19 protein-coding genes are annotated in these 14,111 nt (G+C 69.6%); 6 read left to right on the forward strand and 13 right to left on the reverse strand.

Annotated features, from left to right (window positions below):
• The first annotated feature begins 250 nt into the window (after nucleotides 1-250).
• On the forward strand, nucleotides 251-622 hold the full coding sequence (locus ACGFK0_RS30160) for a hypothetical protein (protein WP_392910904.1): 372 nt from the start codon (nucleotides 251-253) through the stop codon (nucleotides 620-622).
• Nucleotides 623-759: 137 nt separating this feature from the next.
• Here the strand turns inward: ACGFK0_RS30160 and ACGFK0_RS30165 are convergent, their stop codons facing one another.
• From ACGFK0_RS30165 to ACGFK0_RS30180, 4 genes are all read right to left on the reverse strand, one after another.
• Entirely contained in the window at nucleotides 760-1,191 is a 432-nt protein-coding gene (locus tag ACGFK0_RS30165) for a hypothetical protein (protein ID WP_392910906.1), read from the reverse strand.
• The gene (locus ACGFK0_RS30170) at nucleotides 1,178-1,828 is read right to left on the reverse strand and encodes a hypothetical protein (RefSeq protein ID WP_392910908.1); all 651 of its coding nucleotides are present in this window, start codon (nucleotides 1,826-1,828) and stop codon (nucleotides 1,178-1,180) included. Before ACGFK0_RS30170 ends, ACGFK0_RS30165 begins: the two co-directional genes overlap by 14 nt.
• Nucleotides 1,829-1,983: 155 nt before the next feature.
• Entirely contained in the window at nucleotides 1,984-2,739 is a 756-nt protein-coding gene (locus ACGFK0_RS30175) for a hypothetical protein (protein WP_392910910.1), read from the reverse strand.
• Nucleotides 2,740-2,783: 44 nt separating this feature from the next.
• The gene (locus ACGFK0_RS30180) at nucleotides 2,784-3,239 is read right to left on the reverse strand and encodes a GNAT family N-acetyltransferase (protein ID WP_392911064.1); all 456 of its coding nucleotides are present in this window, start codon (nucleotides 3,237-3,239) and stop codon (nucleotides 2,784-2,786) included.
• Between the two features lie 193 nt (nucleotides 3,240-3,432).
• Between ACGFK0_RS30180 and ACGFK0_RS30185 the strand changes: the two genes are divergently transcribed.
• The 4 genes from ACGFK0_RS30185 (at nucleotide 3,433) to ACGFK0_RS30200 (ending at nucleotide 5,844) form a co-directional block, all read left to right on the forward strand.
• Nucleotides 3,433-4,821 carry a TrkH family potassium uptake protein gene (locus tag ACGFK0_RS30185; protein WP_392910912.1) on the forward strand — a complete coding sequence of 463 codons (1,389 nt, stop codon included), beginning with the start codon at nucleotides 3,433-3,435 and terminating at the stop codon, nucleotides 4,819-4,821.
• Nucleotides 4,814-5,470 (forward strand): potassium channel family protein, encoded by a 657-nt coding sequence (locus tag ACGFK0_RS30190; RefSeq protein ID WP_392910915.1) that lies wholly within the window; start codon nucleotides 4,814-4,816, stop codon nucleotides 5,468-5,470. The genes ACGFK0_RS30185 and ACGFK0_RS30190 overlap by 8 nt, the downstream gene beginning before the upstream one ends.
• Before the next feature lie 114 nt (nucleotides 5,471-5,584).
• Nucleotides 5,585-5,713 (forward strand): hypothetical protein, encoded by a 129-nt coding sequence (locus tag ACGFK0_RS30195; protein ID WP_392910918.1) that lies wholly within the window; start codon nucleotides 5,585-5,587, stop codon nucleotides 5,711-5,713.
• Nucleotides 5,710-5,844, forward strand: a complete 135-nt coding sequence (locus ACGFK0_RS30200; protein ID WP_392910920.1) for a hypothetical protein — start codon at nucleotides 5,710-5,712, stop codon at nucleotides 5,842-5,844. The genes ACGFK0_RS30195 and ACGFK0_RS30200 overlap by 4 nt, the downstream gene beginning before the upstream one ends.
• 49 nt (nucleotides 5,845-5,893) lie before the next feature.
• On the opposite strand, the gene ACGFK0_RS30205 is transcribed toward ACGFK0_RS30200, so the two are convergent.
• On the reverse strand, nucleotides 5,894-7,036 hold the full coding sequence (locus ACGFK0_RS30205; RefSeq protein ID WP_392910922.1) for an acyl-CoA dehydrogenase family protein: 1,143 nt from the start codon (nucleotides 7,034-7,036) through the stop codon (nucleotides 5,894-5,896).
• A 77-nt stretch (nucleotides 7,037-7,113) separates the two neighbouring features.
• Here ACGFK0_RS30205 and ACGFK0_RS30210 point away from each other — a divergent pair, with 77 nt between their 5' ends.
• A complete protein-coding gene (locus ACGFK0_RS30210) occupies nucleotides 7,114-7,815 on the forward strand; it encodes a MerR family transcriptional regulator (protein ID WP_392910924.1) in 702 nt (233 codons plus the stop codon).
• 4 nt (nucleotides 7,816-7,819) lie between these two features.
• Here ACGFK0_RS30210 and ACGFK0_RS30215 read toward each other — a convergent pair whose 3' ends face one another.
• From ACGFK0_RS30215 to dapC, 8 genes are all read right to left on the reverse strand, one after another.
• Nucleotides 7,820-9,427 (reverse strand): polyamine aminopropyltransferase, encoded by a 1,608-nt coding sequence (locus ACGFK0_RS30215; protein WP_392910926.1) that lies wholly within the window; start codon nucleotides 9,425-9,427, stop codon nucleotides 7,820-7,822.
• On the reverse strand, nucleotides 9,424-10,398 hold the full coding sequence (locus ACGFK0_RS30220) for a hypothetical protein (RefSeq protein ID WP_392910928.1): 975 nt from the start codon (nucleotides 10,396-10,398) through the stop codon (nucleotides 9,424-9,426). Before ACGFK0_RS30220 ends, ACGFK0_RS30215 begins: the two co-directional genes overlap by 4 nt.
• Nucleotides 10,395-10,802: a DUF4247 domain-containing protein gene (locus ACGFK0_RS30225; RefSeq protein WP_392910930.1), complete on the reverse strand. Its 408-nt coding sequence runs from the start codon at nucleotides 10,800-10,802 to the stop codon at nucleotides 10,395-10,397. The genes ACGFK0_RS30220 and ACGFK0_RS30225 overlap by 4 nt, the downstream gene beginning before the upstream one ends.
• 17 nt (nucleotides 10,803-10,819) lie before the next feature.
• Nucleotides 10,820-11,260 carry a DUF350 domain-containing protein gene (locus ACGFK0_RS30230; RefSeq protein ID WP_392910932.1) on the reverse strand — a complete coding sequence of 147 codons (441 nt, stop codon included), beginning with the start codon at nucleotides 11,258-11,260 and terminating at the stop codon, nucleotides 10,820-10,822.
• A gap of 10 nt (nucleotides 11,261-11,270) precedes the next feature.
• Nucleotides 11,271-11,705, reverse strand: a complete 435-nt coding sequence (locus ACGFK0_RS30235) for a DUF4247 domain-containing protein (protein ID WP_392910934.1) — start codon at nucleotides 11,703-11,705, stop codon at nucleotides 11,271-11,273.
• Entirely contained in the window at nucleotides 11,702-12,208 is a 507-nt protein-coding gene (locus tag ACGFK0_RS30240; protein WP_392910936.1) for a DUF2617 family protein, read from the reverse strand. The genes ACGFK0_RS30235 and ACGFK0_RS30240 overlap by 4 nt, the downstream gene beginning before the upstream one ends.
• 2 nt (nucleotides 12,209-12,210) lie before the next feature.
• Nucleotides 12,211-12,825, reverse strand: a complete 615-nt coding sequence (locus ACGFK0_RS30245; protein WP_392910938.1) for a DUF4178 domain-containing protein — start codon at nucleotides 12,823-12,825, stop codon at nucleotides 12,211-12,213.
• Between the two features lie 173 nt (nucleotides 12,826-12,998).
• Nucleotides 12,999-14,084, reverse strand: coding sequence for a succinyldiaminopimelate transaminase (gene dapC / locus ACGFK0_RS30250; RefSeq protein ID WP_392910940.1), 1,086 nt, complete (start codon nucleotides 14,082-14,084; stop codon nucleotides 12,999-13,001).
• Nucleotides 14,085-14,111 lie beyond the last annotated feature (27 nt).

Genomic DNA, 14,111 nt, shown 5'->3' on the forward strand with positions numbered 1-14,111 from the left:
TATCGCCGTCGTCCGGTCCGACGTGACCGCGGCGCCGGTCCCACCGGTCGCAGCAGAGTCCGTCCGGCCGAACCTCCTGTGGTTGAGCCGCCCTCGTGGGCGGCCTCTCACTCCTGCTACGAACGGCTCGGCCCGAATTCGACACCGCCCCCGGATGTTTCCAAGACCATGAAAACTTTCACAACCTTCTGGACCGTGTTCGCGTTCTGAGTCAGCCTGTGGGCCTTGACGCCTACGGAGGAGTGCACCCATGTGGCGAACCTTGGCTCGCGCATCGCTGATCGCATCGGTGGCGGCGGTGACGGCGGTGTTGCCGGTGTCGGTGGCGTCCGCGTCGACCCCACAGGAACCCTGGGACTGCCCGGACGCTTCGCTGTGCGGATGGTCGGAGGCCGGGTTCATGGGCAAGGTCACGACGTTCCGGCCGGGAGGCGGATGCTTCGACTCGCCGTTCCCACTGCGGTCCGTCGCCAACACCTTCGGGGGCGGCGTGGGCTACCCCGTCGTCCTGCTGATGTATTCGGGCCAGAACTGCACGGGCAAGCCGCTCGGCTCGGTGACGCGTGGACAGGCACTCCCGTCCCTGCCCGCCGACGGCCTCAGCGTCATGTCCGCTTGGTGAGACCGCCCGCAGTCGTGATCATGGCGGGGTCGGCCGGGTGCGGCGGCTTGGCACGGAAGCCGCCGCCGGCCTCACCCGGTGAACCCGGCTGCCGGGGCTCACACAGGCCACGTGCTGACATGGCACTGCGAGCGTGTCTAACCCTGGAGTCTTCTGTCGGTTGCGACGACCTCAAGGTCGATCTCGCCTTCGCCGTAGGCTCGAAGCAGGCGCCGGACGGCGGTACTGAAGGCCACCCCATCCTGCTCGGCAGCACGTCTTTGTGCGGCATCGTGCTCGGTGCCCCGGTGCAACCAGAACTGACGGGTCTGGGCGAACGGCCTGCCCGTACGACCCGGCGGACCCGAGGGTGGCGACCCCAGTCCCACCAGTCCGGCGCCGTACGCACGGGTGAGGGACTGCACCACCCACTGCATCGTCACCCGCTCCCGGCGTGCGCGCTCCATCGCCGGGGCGTACTCCCGCTCGGTGTCGACGGCGATCGGGTAGCGGTGCCGGCCGAGGCTGTCGACGAGCCGGCCGTCCGGGTCCTTGCGGCGCCCCCCGGACGGCATCTCAATAGCCGGCATGCTCGGGATGGCACGACAGAAGGAACGCGAGCATCCGAGTCGCATCTCGTTCGAGGTAGAAGCGGACCATCTCGGTGTTGAACTCCTGCCGCCGAGCCGCCGGAACACTGATGGCATCGATTCCGTGCATCATCAGATGGCCGTTCATCATGGCTCGCCCGGTCCGTATGTTCCCGTCGAAGTAGAACTGCCGCAGCGCGGCGAAGAGAAAGTAGGCCATGGCCTGTGCGGCGACATCAGCGAGCTCTTCTTTCAGCCACGCCACTCCCTCTGCGTGGAGGGCCCGCAAGTTCGCGCCACCGGGTTCGGTCTCGGGGGGCATGTACCGGCCGTGCTCCCCAAGGCTCACGCCGGGCGTGAGCATGATCGTCCCCTCACCCCTGAAGGCACCGGATTCCAGTGCCTCATCGCGCGCGATGATCCCATGCAGACGGTCCGAGGTCGCCTTGTCCAGGACGAATTCACCGTCGGCGACAAGATCCAGCAACTCGTGTGACGAATCGGCCAGAGCGAGGACCTGACGCTCATCGTTGATCTTTCGGCCACCGACGGTCACCCCCTCCATGAGGGTCTGCACCTCCGGATACGTGAAGGGGTTGCACTCCAGTTGGGCTGCGTCCCACACGAACTCGGGCAATGACCGGCGGTATCGCCAGAGGGCTCGCTCCCGCGAGTGCGCCGTCAGCGCACCGAGTGAATCATCAATGTCTTCGTGATTCCACGCAAAGCCCAACGGACTTTCCACAGCGCCCCTGACCATGACCGACTACCGGTACACCGTACCAACGGACCTTACTGGGGCTGAGTCAAGCGGATGTGGCCGTAGGGGTTGAAGAACAGGTCGTCCTCGTCGTAGCGGGTGCAGGGGCCGGTGCGGAGGATGTGGCGGGGGGCGTCCTCGGTCACGCGGAAGCCGGCGCCGTCCTCGATCTCCTGGGCGCGGGGGTCCGTCAGCAGGTAGATCGCCAGCGCGTCCAGGTGCAGGACCAGGTCGGGTACGCCGTCCTCGGTCAGTTGCTCCCCGGCGACCTCGATCTCCACCTCGGGCGCGCCGAGCAGGTGCATGCCGCAGCTGTAGAGGACCTCGCCGTCGTAGATGGGACGCTTCACCCAGGCGGCCGTGAGCGCGGCGGCGAGGTCCTCGTCCTTGGCGTCGGACGCCTGGTCGTTCAGGCTCAGCCAGCGGTCCCGGCCGTGCGTGATGCCGCTGCTCTCGTTCTTCACCGCGGCGGCACCGGCGCGCAGCAGTGCGGCCGTCGCCGCCAGCAGTCTCCGCGAGGTGTCGGCCGCCAGGTCCCGGGTCATCGGCGCGGACAGCAGGTAGCCGACGGTGTCGTGGGACTCCACCGCATCCCAGTCCGCCTCGTCGAACGACGCCGCCGCCTGGCAGGCCTCGAACGCCTCCGGCATGCGGGGGTCGGGGGCGGCCTCGGAGTACTCGTGGTCGAGGACGAATCCGCCGAAGCCGGCGGCGATCCGTTCCATCTCCGCGAGGCGGAGACCGGAGCCGAGAACGCACAGGACATGGCGAGGGGTCACTTCACTCATTTCCGAACCGTATCGATCATGATCGGCTCCCTGCGCCGGTTCTCCTACAGCTCCCTGGTCATGAAGACGCTGTGAGGGTCGGGCTTGTAGTCCCCGAACGGCTCGCAGTACTCGAATCCGAACTTCTGGTAGAGCCTCCTGGCCGGCGCGAAGAACTCCGCCGACCCGGTTTCCAGGCTCAGCCGGGTGAGGCCCATCAGGGCCGCCTGCGTCAGGATGTGCTCCAGGAGGAGCGACGCTATTCCGCTCCGCTTCCGAGCGGTGGCCGTGCGCATGGACTTCAGCTCGGCGTGGGTCGCGTCCAGCCGCTGGAGCGCGCCGCAGCCCACCACGGCCTCACCGTCCATGATCGACCAGAACGTGACCTCCGGCCTGCGGAGACCGTCGAGATCGAGGGCGTGCTTGCTCTCCAGCGGCGTGATGGCCCGCATCTCCCGGACGTGCTCGTCCAGGAACTCGGCGATCCGGGGACCGGAGAGGTCATCGACTACGACTTTCATCACCCGGCCAAAACTACCGGCTGTCACCGGCGCCCGTCCGGGTTGACCTCGACCGAGGTTGAGGGCGCAGGCTTGTGGTGAGGGGCCTGGACCGGCCGCCGCGCGGACGCCGTACCATCCCAGTTCTGCCATCAGGCATGGCAGTCGGCCTGATGTGTGGTGGTATGTCGCAGGCTGGTCAATCGAGGCGGGGGTGTGCGCGCTGTTTCGGCGGGAGCTGGGGCGGTGGTCGAAGCCGTGGGGGACGGCGCTGCTGGAGCGCTTCCACCATCCGGCGCAGGTCGTCGTCACCGGGTTCGTGGTCACGATCCTCACGGGCACGCTGCTGCTGTCGCTGCCCGTGGCCGCGACGGACGCCGGTTCGACCTCCTTCACGGACGCGCTGTTCACCGCCACGTCGGCGGTGTGCGTCACCGGTCTGGTCGTCCACGATGTCGGTGCGCACTGGTCGACGTTCGGCGAGCTCGTCATTCTGGGGCTGGCCCAGGTGGGCGGGCTGGGGTTGATGACGCTGGCGACCCTCTTCGCGATTCTGCTGTCGGGGCGGCTGGGGCTCCGGGCACGGATGGCGGCCCAGGTGGAGACGAAGACGCTGCGGATGGCCGATGTGCGACGTGTCGTCCGGCGGGTGGTCGTCTTCAGCCTGGCGAGCGAGGCCGTGGTGGCGGTGGTGCTCACCGGGCGGCTGCTCATCGGTTACGGTGAGCCGCCCGGCCGCGCCGCCTACCTGGGCGTGTTCCACGCGGTCTCGGCGTTCAACAACGCCGGGTTCGCGCTGTGGCCCGACGGCCTCGTCCGGTTCGCGGGCGATCCGTGGATCATCCTGACGGTCTGCGCGGCGGTCATCGTCGGCGGGCTCGGCTTCCCGGTGGTGTTCGAGCTGGCCCGGCAGTGGCGGCGGCCGCGGGGCTGGTCGATGCTCACGCGCGTCACGGTGGCCGCCACGGTGGTGCTGCTGGTGGGCGGAACGCTGATGCTGTCGGCGGCCGAATGGAACAACCCCGGCACTCTGGGCGCGCTGCCCAGGTCCGACCGGATGCAGTCGGGTTTCATGATGGCGGTGATGCCGCGCAGCGGCGGCCTCAACAGCGTCGACACCTCGCAGATGCGCCCCGAGAGCTGGCTGGTCACCGACGTTCTGATGTTCATCGGCGGCGGCAGCGCCGGAACGGCCGGGGGCATCAAGGTCACCACGTTCGGGCTGCTGGGTTTCGTGCTGTGGGCCGAGATGCGCGGCGAGGCTCGCGTGAACGTGGGCCACCGCAGGCTGCCGGACGGCACCCAGCGCCAGGCGATCTCGATCGTGCTGCTGGGCATCGGCATGGTCACCGCCGGGACGTTCGTCCTGCTCGCGATGACGTCCCATACGCTGGACCGCGTGCTGTTCGAGGTCGTGTCGGCGTTCGGTACCGTGGGTCTGTCCACGGGAATCACCGCCGAGCTGCCGCCCGCCGGGCACCTGCTCCTGGTCGCGCTGATGTTCGTCGGCCGCATCGGCCCCCTCACCTTCGCCACCGCGCTCGCGCTCCGCGAGCGCACCCGCCGCTACGAACTGCCCGAGGAGAGACCCATCGTTGGCTGAGAACCTCCCCGTCGTGGTGATCGGCATGGGCCGGTTCGGCTCCGCGCTCGCCCTGGAACTGGCCCGGCGCGGCACCGAGGTGCTCGCCATCGACAACCGCCCGAAGATCGTCCAGGGACTGTCGGGGCGGCTGACCCACATCATCGCCGCCGACGCCACCGACATCGACACGCTCCGTGAACTCGGGGTCGACGAGTTCTACCGGGCCGTGGTCGCCATCGGCGGCGACCTGGAGGCCAGCATCCTGACGACCTCGCTTCTGGCGGAGCTGGAGATCGACAACATTTGGGCCAAGGCCGTCACCCACCAGCACAAACGCATCCTGGAACGGATCGGGGCCCATCACATCGTGCTCCCGGAGCACGACATGGGCGAACGCGTCGCCCACCTGGTCAGCGGCCGCATGCTCGACTACATCGAAGTGGACCAGGACTTCGCCCTGGTCAAGGCCCACCCGCCGAAGGAGCTCGTCGGCGTCCCCCTGGGGGAGACGCGCCTGCGGTCCAAGCACGGCGTGACGGTCGTGTCCGTGAAGCCGGTCGGCGAGCAGTTCACCTACGCCACGCAGGACACCATCCTGCAGTACGGCGACGTCATCCTGGTCGCCGGTCCCATCGACAAGGTCGAACGCCTCGCCGAACGCTCCTGAACACATCCGCACACCCCGACGGGCGCGCAGACGTGACCGGCGGCCACGAACACCGGCGATTCCATGCTCGGTATCATCGGTGATACCACCCGTCCCGCGTGGAGGAGTATCCAGATGGCCTTCGCAGCACGTCTTCCCGCCGATCTGGACGCATGGCTCGACGAGGTGGCCTCGGCCGAACACCAGTCCAAGAACGCGATTCTGATCACCGCGTTGGAGGAGTACCGGCAGCGCGACGCATGAGCGTGCGCTACCTGACGGCCGAAGAGATCATCTCGATCGGCCGCCGGATCGTGGACAAGAACCTCAACGTGCGGGACTTCGGGCTGGTCGCGTCCGCTCGAGCCGCTCATTCAGGCCACCGTTTGAGTTGAACGGGCCGCCCGTGCGGGCGGCCCGGACCGCTCCGGCCGCCGCGCGGGGTCAGACGCCGAGGGAGCGGCCGATGATCTCCTTCATGATCTCGGTGGTGCCGCCGAAGATGGTCTGGATGCGGGCGTCCTGGTAGGCCTTGGCGATGGGGTACTCGGTCATGTAGCCGTAGCCGCCGTGGAGCTGGACGCAGCGGTCGACGACCCGCTTGAGCAGCTCGGTGTTCCAGTACTTGAGCATCGCCGCCTCTTCGGCGGACAGCTCGCCCCTGCTCTCCTTGAGGATGCAGTCGTCGGTGAAGGCGCGGGTGACCGTCAGCTCCGTCTTCATCTCGGCGAGGGTGAAGCGGTTGTGCTGGAACTTGCCGATCGGGCGGCCGAACGCCTCGCGGGTCTTGCAGTACTCGAGGGTCTGCTCGAACGCGACCTCGGCGCCCGCCTGGGCGGTGGCGCCGATGGACAGGCGCTCGCGGGCGAGGTTCTGCATCAGGTAGATGAAGCCCATGCCCTCCTCGCCGAGGAGGTTCTCCTTGGGGACGCGGACGTTGTCGAAGAACAGCTCGGCGGTGTCCTGGGCGTGCATGCCGACCTTGTCGAGGTTGCGGCCGCGTTCGAAGCCGTCCATGCCGCGCTCGACGGCGAGGAGGCTGACGCCCCTGGCGCCGGCGGACGGGTCGGTCTTGGCGACGACGATGACGAGGTCGGCGAGGATGCCGTTGGAGATGAAGGTCTTCGAGCCGTTCAGGACGTAGTGGTCGCCGTCCTTGACCGCGGTGGTCTTGATGCCCTGAAGGTCGGAGCCGGCGGCGGGCTCGGTCATCGCGATACCGGTGATGATCTCGCCGGAGCAGTAGCCGGGGAACCAGCGGGCCTTCTGCTCGTCGTTGCAGAGCTGGCGCAGGTAACCGCCGTTGATGTCGTTGTGGACGGCGAAGCCGGGGCCGTGCACACCGGCCTTCGCCAGCTCCTCGTTGAAGATCACGTAGTAGCGGTAGTCGGAGTTGCCGCCGCCGCCGAACTCCTCGGGCATGTCGATGCCGAGCAGGCCCGCCCGTCCGGCGGCCAGCCACACCTCGCGCGAGACGATCCCGTCCTTCTCCCACTGCTCGTGGTGCGGGGCCGCCTCTTTCTCGATGAAGGAGCGCACCATGTCGCGGAACGCCTCGTGCTCGTCGGTGTAGATTTCCCGTCCCATCCGGCGGTCTCCCTCAGTAAGTGTCCGCTGATACAAGATTAATGTAACACTGGCACTGTCACATAGAGGGAGGCGGGATGGAACTCACCGTCGACGAGCTGGCCTCACGCGCCGGGGTCACCGTCCGGACCGTGCGGTTCTACGCCGGGCGCGGCCTGCTCCCGCCCCCGAAGCTGCGCGGCAGGACGGGCCTGTACGGCGCCGACCATCTGGCGCGGCTGGAACTCGTCCGGGAGCTGCAGTCGCTCGGGCTCACGCTGGCCTCGATCGAGAAGCACCTGCAGCGGATCCCGCTGGACGCTCCGGCCGAGGACCTCGCGCTGCAGCGTGCGCTGCTGTCCCCGTGGGCACCGGAACGCCCCGAAGACCTCGGCCGGCACGATCTGGACCGGCGGGCCGGACGCCACCTCGACGACGACGTGCTCAAGCGGCTGGAGGCCCTGGGCGTCGTCGAACTCGTCTCCGAGGACATCGTGCGGGTCCTCAGCCCGGCGCTGCTCGGCATCAGCGCCGAACTGGCCGCGCTGCCGATGCCGCTGGACACGCTGGTCGCCTCGCACGAGGCCGTCGACCGCCACACGACCGCGCTGGCCGCCGAGCTCCAGCGGGTCTTCCAGGACACCGTCGTCCGGCCCTACCGGGAAGGCGGGCGCGCGCCGCACGAGCGGGAACGGCTGATGGAGATGACCGGGAAACTGAAACCCCTGATGATCCAGTCGCTGGTCACGTCGTTCCAGCGGGCGGTCGACAAGGCCATCCGGCAGTCGGTTCCGGACTGAACGCTCAGGCGTCCTTCCACTCCCGCTTCTGGTACTCGACCAGGCGGGGGTGGACGAGCGTGTTGACCTCCACGTCGCGGCTCCGGCGGTCCTTGGGAAAGACCGTCGACGCCTGGAGGAGCGCCTCGTCGAGGAAGCGGAGGTCCGGGACGTCCGGCGCCATCTCCAGCGCCGGGGGCCTGCCGGTCGGGGACGCCATGACGTACCCCCAGTCACCGAAGCTCGGCACGTCCACGTGGTACGGGACCGTCGCGAGACCGGCGGCGGCGATGGACTTCTCGATGCTCCAGAACGACATCGGCGCGAAGTACGGCGAACCCGACTGGACGACCATCCGGCCGCCCGGCGCGAGGATCCGCTTCACCATGCCGTAGAACTCGACGGAGTACAGCTTGGCGGTGGCGACGTCGTCCGGGTCGGGCATGTCGACGATGACCGTGTCGAACCGCTCGTTCAGGCCGCGCAGCCACGAGAACGCGTCGGCCGTGACGGTCGTGACGCGGGGGTCCTCGAACGAGTGCTCGTTGAGGGACGCGAGGGGCGCGTAGGTGCGGGCCAGCTTCAGCACCTCCGGGTCCAGCTCGACGAGCGTCGCGCTCCGGACGCTCTTGTAGCGCAGCACCTCGCGCAGCGCGAGACCGTCGCCGCCGCCCAGGATGAGGACCCGGCCGTGCGGGCCGGACATGATCGGGTGGACGAGCGACTCGTGGTACCGGTACTCGTCCACGGAGGAGAACTGGAGGTCCCCGTTCAGGAACAGCCGCACGTCGGGACGGCCCGACAGCGAGACCTGCCGGGTGACGACGATCTCCTGGTACGGGGTCCGCTCGGTCAGCACGATCGGGTCCCGGTACAGGACCTGGCGGGCGGAGATCTCGAACTCGTCGGCCAGGGCGTAGGTGCCGCCGAGCACCAGCAGCACGGCCGCCATGCCCGTCCAGAGCGCGGCCTTCATGCCGCGGCCGACCTCGCGGCGGAACAGCCACAGCACCACCGCCATCCCGGCCACCACGTTGACCGCGCCGACCAGCAGCGCGCCCCTGATGTGCCCGAAGAGCGGCAGCAGGAAGAACGGGAAGGCGAGCCCGCCGATCAGCGCGCCCACGTAGTCGGCGGCGAACAGGTCGGCGACCGCGGCCCCCGCCTCCTGCCGCCTGATCCGCTGCAGCAGCGTCATCAGCAGCGGCAGCTCCGCGCCGATCAGCGCCCCGACCAGGAACGCGACCACGATCAGCGCCGGGTTGTACAGGCTGAGCCATGCGAACGCCGCGTACAGCGCCAGCACCGACAGCCCGCCGATCAGGGCCAGCGCGCCCTCCACGATCGCGAACGCCGCCACCGGCCAGCGCCGCAGCGGCTTGGCGAGCAGCGACCCGACGCCCATCGCGAAGACCATGACCGACAGCACGATCGACGCCTGGGTGACCGAGTTGCCCATCAGGTAGCTGCCGAGGGCCACCAGCGCCAGCTCGTACACCAGCCCGCAGGCGGCGCAGGTGAACACGGCCGCGAGCACCATGGCGCGCGCGATGCGCGCCGGGATGCTCAGCGGAGCCGGGGTCGCCTCCATGGCGTGCTCCGGCTCCGCCTTCACGGCCGTGTCCTCCGTCATGAGCTCCGGCTCCGCAGGTTCCGCACGGCACCGACCGTGAGCACCACGATCGCCACGGCGAGCAGCCCGATCCCGATCACCGTCCAGACGGCGCGGGCGGTGATGGTGGACTCCGCCAGCCTGTCGTTCGGGGGCGCCTGCGCCGCCCGCGAGGTCTCCGCGGGGACCGGCGGGGCGAGGCCCTCGTCCGCGACGAGCATCGGCAGCGCGCCGATGGCGTCCCGGAGCCTGGCGGTCCCGTACTCGCCGTCGATGTCGTCCTCACCGACCTGTCCGAGGCGGCGCTCGAACGTGGCCTCCCGGAAGCGCTCGTCGAAACTGCTCTTGATCTCGAACCGGCCGAACGAATACTCGCCGTACGACTCCGAGTAGCTGTAGCGGGCTTCGAGGATCACCCACTTGGGGCACTGGCCGGGGGTCTGTCGCGGGTCTTTGCCCGGGCCGAGGTTGGAGCCGAACTCGACTCCCGGCCCGTCCAGCTGGTTCAGGTCGTACTCGATCTCCCCCTGCGAGGAGAAGTGCCCATCCCCCGTGGGGACGGGCGCGGGGGCGGAGACGGGGGCGGGGGCCTGCTTCGGGGGGTGGGGACGGAACGTTCCGGGATAGGACGGCGTCACAGGCTTGATCTCGCGGTTCCGGCCGGAGTCGATCACCCAGCCGTAGCAGATGCCCTGCGCGTCGGCCGCCGTGGAGAGCTGCTCGACGAGCCGTCCCGTCTGCTGCGGCCCGAAGACGGGCGCGTCCTTCGCCGCCTTCTTCTCGAAGACGCCCTCGTCGTACAGGGACCACAGGATCCCGCCGACGATGAGGAGGGCGAACACCGTGACGCAGCCCCATCCCTGCACCTGCTGCTGCCGCTTGGAGGCCGGACTCGTGGAAGCCGGACTCGCGGAGGCCGGCTTCGCGTTCCCGCCCGCGCCGCTCCGGGCCGGGCGGTTCGACGGGCCTCCTTTGCCGTCACCCTTGGTCATTTGCCTCCACCTCCGGGGCCGCCGCCGCGGAAGGACGACGCCTTGCCGCCGGGCCCGCCCCAGGTCCCGCCGACGACGGAGTAGTAGCGGGCGTATCCGCGTGCGGGCTTGTCGAGGGTGATCCGGGAGCCGCCGGCGGCGGGCAGGATCCCGACGACCGCGTCGTGGTAGCGCAGGTAGATGCCATTGGGGGTGTAGACGCGTTCGTCCGTCTTGTGTTTTTCGGTGATCTCCTGGGCCACCGCCAGGGGCTTCTTCGACGACGTGTAGGTGCCGTCCGCCACCTTCCGGTAGTCCTTGGGGATGTCGCCGCGGGGTGAGGTCCTCCCCGCGAACATCGCGATCAGCAGGATCATCACGCCGAACGCGGCCAGCAGCCCCGCCCAGGTCAGCGATCCCTTCATGCTGCGGCGCCTCGTACTCAGGAGACCGCTCCGGCGACGATCGCGGCGACGCCGAGGTCGGCGGCGGCGACCACCCAGCCGGCCGGATGGATCTGCTTCCCGGTGCCGTCCGCGTCGACGAGCGTCGCGCCGAGCTTGCCGGGCGTCATCACGTCCAGCAGCAGGAACGCGATGACCATCAGCACGATGCCGATGCCGCCGAAGACCGCGGTGTCGATCAGGCCGGCGCTCAGGTCGCTGTCACTGGTGACGATCGCGGTGGTGACGATCACGCCGACGCTGAACAGCTTGACCGCCAGCAGCAGCGCGGCGCCCTTGTTCGCCTCGGTCCAGATCTGCTTGCCGAGCCTGCCGGGGGTGGTCACCTCCACCACCAGGTAGCCGAGCGCCATCAGGGCGATGCCGACGGCGCCGTAGGCGAAGGTGGCGCCGATCTCTTGCAGGATGTCGTCGTTCATCTATTGCTCCTCATTTACCCGACCCTGGTCCGCCGCCGCGGAACGACGCGACGCCGCTGCTGGTCCATCCGTTGCTGCCCGGGCTCCGCCAGATTCCGCCGACATGGGAGTGGTAGCGGCTGTAGCCGCGGCGGGGGCTGTCGACGGTGATCCGGCTGCCCGACCCGCTGGGCAGGACGCCGACGACCAGCTTCGGATACTGCAGGAATATGCCGCCCGCCGAGCCCCTCGTCGCCAGGTTGTTCACCCGGTCGATCGGCCTGAACTTGCGGCTGATCTCCGAGGCGACCGCCTGCGGAGCCTTCGGGGACCGGTAGGTGTCCGGCCCGGCCTTGCTGTACTTGTCGGCGATCCAGTCCCGGTTCGAGGTGCCGCAGCCCCCCAGCGCCGGGACGATCAGAACGGCGGCGAACACGCCGCCGATCATCCGGTGTCCTCTGTTCACGATGGTCTCACCAACCGGCTCCGTGTCATCACGATCTCCCGGGTCTGCGGGTAGGCGTGCCACGTCCGCCAGCCGATCCCGCCGTCCTCCAATGCGTGGTTCTCCAGTGCGAGTGCGGTGACGGCGTGCCGTGAGCCGGGGAAGGCGCCGGTCAGCGCGTCACCGCGGTCCGCAAGCCGTGCGCAGACCGCCTCGACGGCACGGCCGAACGCCGTGTCGTCGCTGTGGGTGGCCGTCGTCGCGGCGAATTCGTAGGCCCAGCCGGGCATGCTGGTGCTCGCGCGTCCGGGCAGCGGCTCGGCGTCGCCGGGCAGGCACGCCACCGTCTCGCTGAGCGGCCCGGCGATGACCTGGTGGGACGCGCCGAGCAGCCGGAACTCCACGGTCACGCCCGCACGCTCGACGGGCAGGACGGCGAGGGCTTCCAGGGGCGCCAGCCCGAGCGCGAACGAGAGCGCGTCGGCGCGCGCGTCCGCGTAGGGGGTGCGGAGGGAGGCTCGCAACGTCAGGCACCGCCGCCCGGGTAGATCGTCATCGACCCGGTCGGGACGCGTTCGCCGAGGCCCGCCTCCCACTGCCCGCCGCCGTACTGCTCGAACGACAGGTACTTCCCGCGCGGGCCCTCGTAGTCGACGTACTCGACCCGTCCCTGGACGCCGACGCCGGTCGTGCCCTCGCTGGTGTAGTCGGCCGTCCCGTGCTCGTCGCGGCGGTACTCGACGCCGTCCACGACGAGGGTCCGTTCACTGGGCGTCATGTCGCCGATGTCGTGTTCGGTCCACCAGACGACCTCGAGGTCGGGGTCCTCCTCGACGGAGATCCACACCTTGGCGCCCTCGATGGTGTCGGCGTCCAGCAGATGCTCGCTCCAGGTGAAGCCGCCCTCGCGCAGCCGCACCGAACCGCGCACGAAGTAGCGGACGCCGAGATACTCGACCATGTCCCCCGCCTTCAGCGTCCGCGGATCGCCCGCCACCTGGTCCTCGGCGGCGAACGGGTCGCGCGGGGGCGGCGGGGCGGCGGGGGCGGGGGGCTGCCGGCGCCGCAGCAGGACGAAGATCAACACGATCAGGGCGATCAGGATCAGCACGAGCAGGATCACTATCGCCGTTCCGCTCACGGACACCTCCTATGTTTCGTGCACACCCGGTCGCAGACCTGCGGATCCTACCGACTGCGGCCTTCCAGGCCCATACCGTGTTCAGACGTATCAAACGAGTGGTCGGTTGCACGCGAAAAACAACGAAACGGCACACAAACGACGCCGGCCCGCGCCGAAGGGTTTGCCGGGCGTCAGAGGCGGCCGACGGCGGCGGCGACACGCTCGTCGGTGGCGGTGAACGCGACCCTGATGTGCCGCGCCCCGGCGGGGCCGTAGAACTCGCCGGGCCCGACGAGGATGCCGAGGGACGCCAGATGCGCGACGGTGTCCCAGCACGGCTCGTCCCGCGTGGCCCACAGGTACAGGGACGCCTCGGAATGGTCGACGCGGAAACCGTGCCCCTCGAACGCGGCGCGCAGCGCGGCACGGCGCCGCGCGTACCTCTCCCGCTGCTCGTCCACGTGCGCGTCGTCGTCGAACGCGACCGCCATCGCCGCCTGCACCGGGCCGGGGACGATCATCCCCGCGTGCTTGCGGACCTCCAGCAGCCGTTTGACCAGCGCGATGTCGCCCGTGACGAACCCCGCACGGTAGCCCGCCATGTTGGAGCGCTTGGACAGGGAGTTGACGGCGAGCAGCCCCTCGTGGGACCCCCCGCACACGTCCGGATGCAGGACCGAGATCGGCGGCCTGTCCTCGTCCCAGCCGAACTCCAGGTAGCACTCGTCGCTGACGACGACGGCGCCGCGGCCGCGCGCCCACGCGACGACCTTGCGCAGATGCTCGGCGGGCAGCACCTTGCCGGTCGGGTTGGACGGCGAGTTCACCCACACGATCTTGGGTGAGACCGGGCCGAGGGACAGCAGCCCGTCCGTCGCGACGGGCGTCGCCCCGGCCAGCCGGGCGCCCACGTCATACGTCGGGTAGGCCAGCTCCGGGAAGACGACCCGGTCGCCGGGACCGGCGCCGAGCAGCGTCGGCAGCCAGGCCACCAGTTCCTTGGTGCCGATGACGGGGAGCACCGCGTCGGGGTCGGCGCCCGACACGCCGGCGCGGCGCCGCAGCCACCCGGCGACCGACTCGCGCAGCCGCGGCGTCCCATAGGTCTGCGGATATCCGGGCGCGTCCGCCGCAGCGGCCAGCGCCGCCCGGATCGGCTCGGGCGTGGGGTCCACCGGCGTCCCGACCGACAGGTCGGCGATGCCGTCCGCGTGCGCCAGCGCCCGCTCCTTGTACGGCGCGAGCCGGTCCCACGGAAAGTCCGGCAGCGTGAACACGTCCCACCCCTCAACTGGAGACCCTCG

Source organism: Spirillospora sp. NPDC048823 (genome assembly GCF_043198445.1).
In the GTDB taxonomy this organism is placed as follows: Bacteria; Actinomycetota; Actinomycetes; order Streptosporangiales; family Streptosporangiaceae; genus Spirillospora.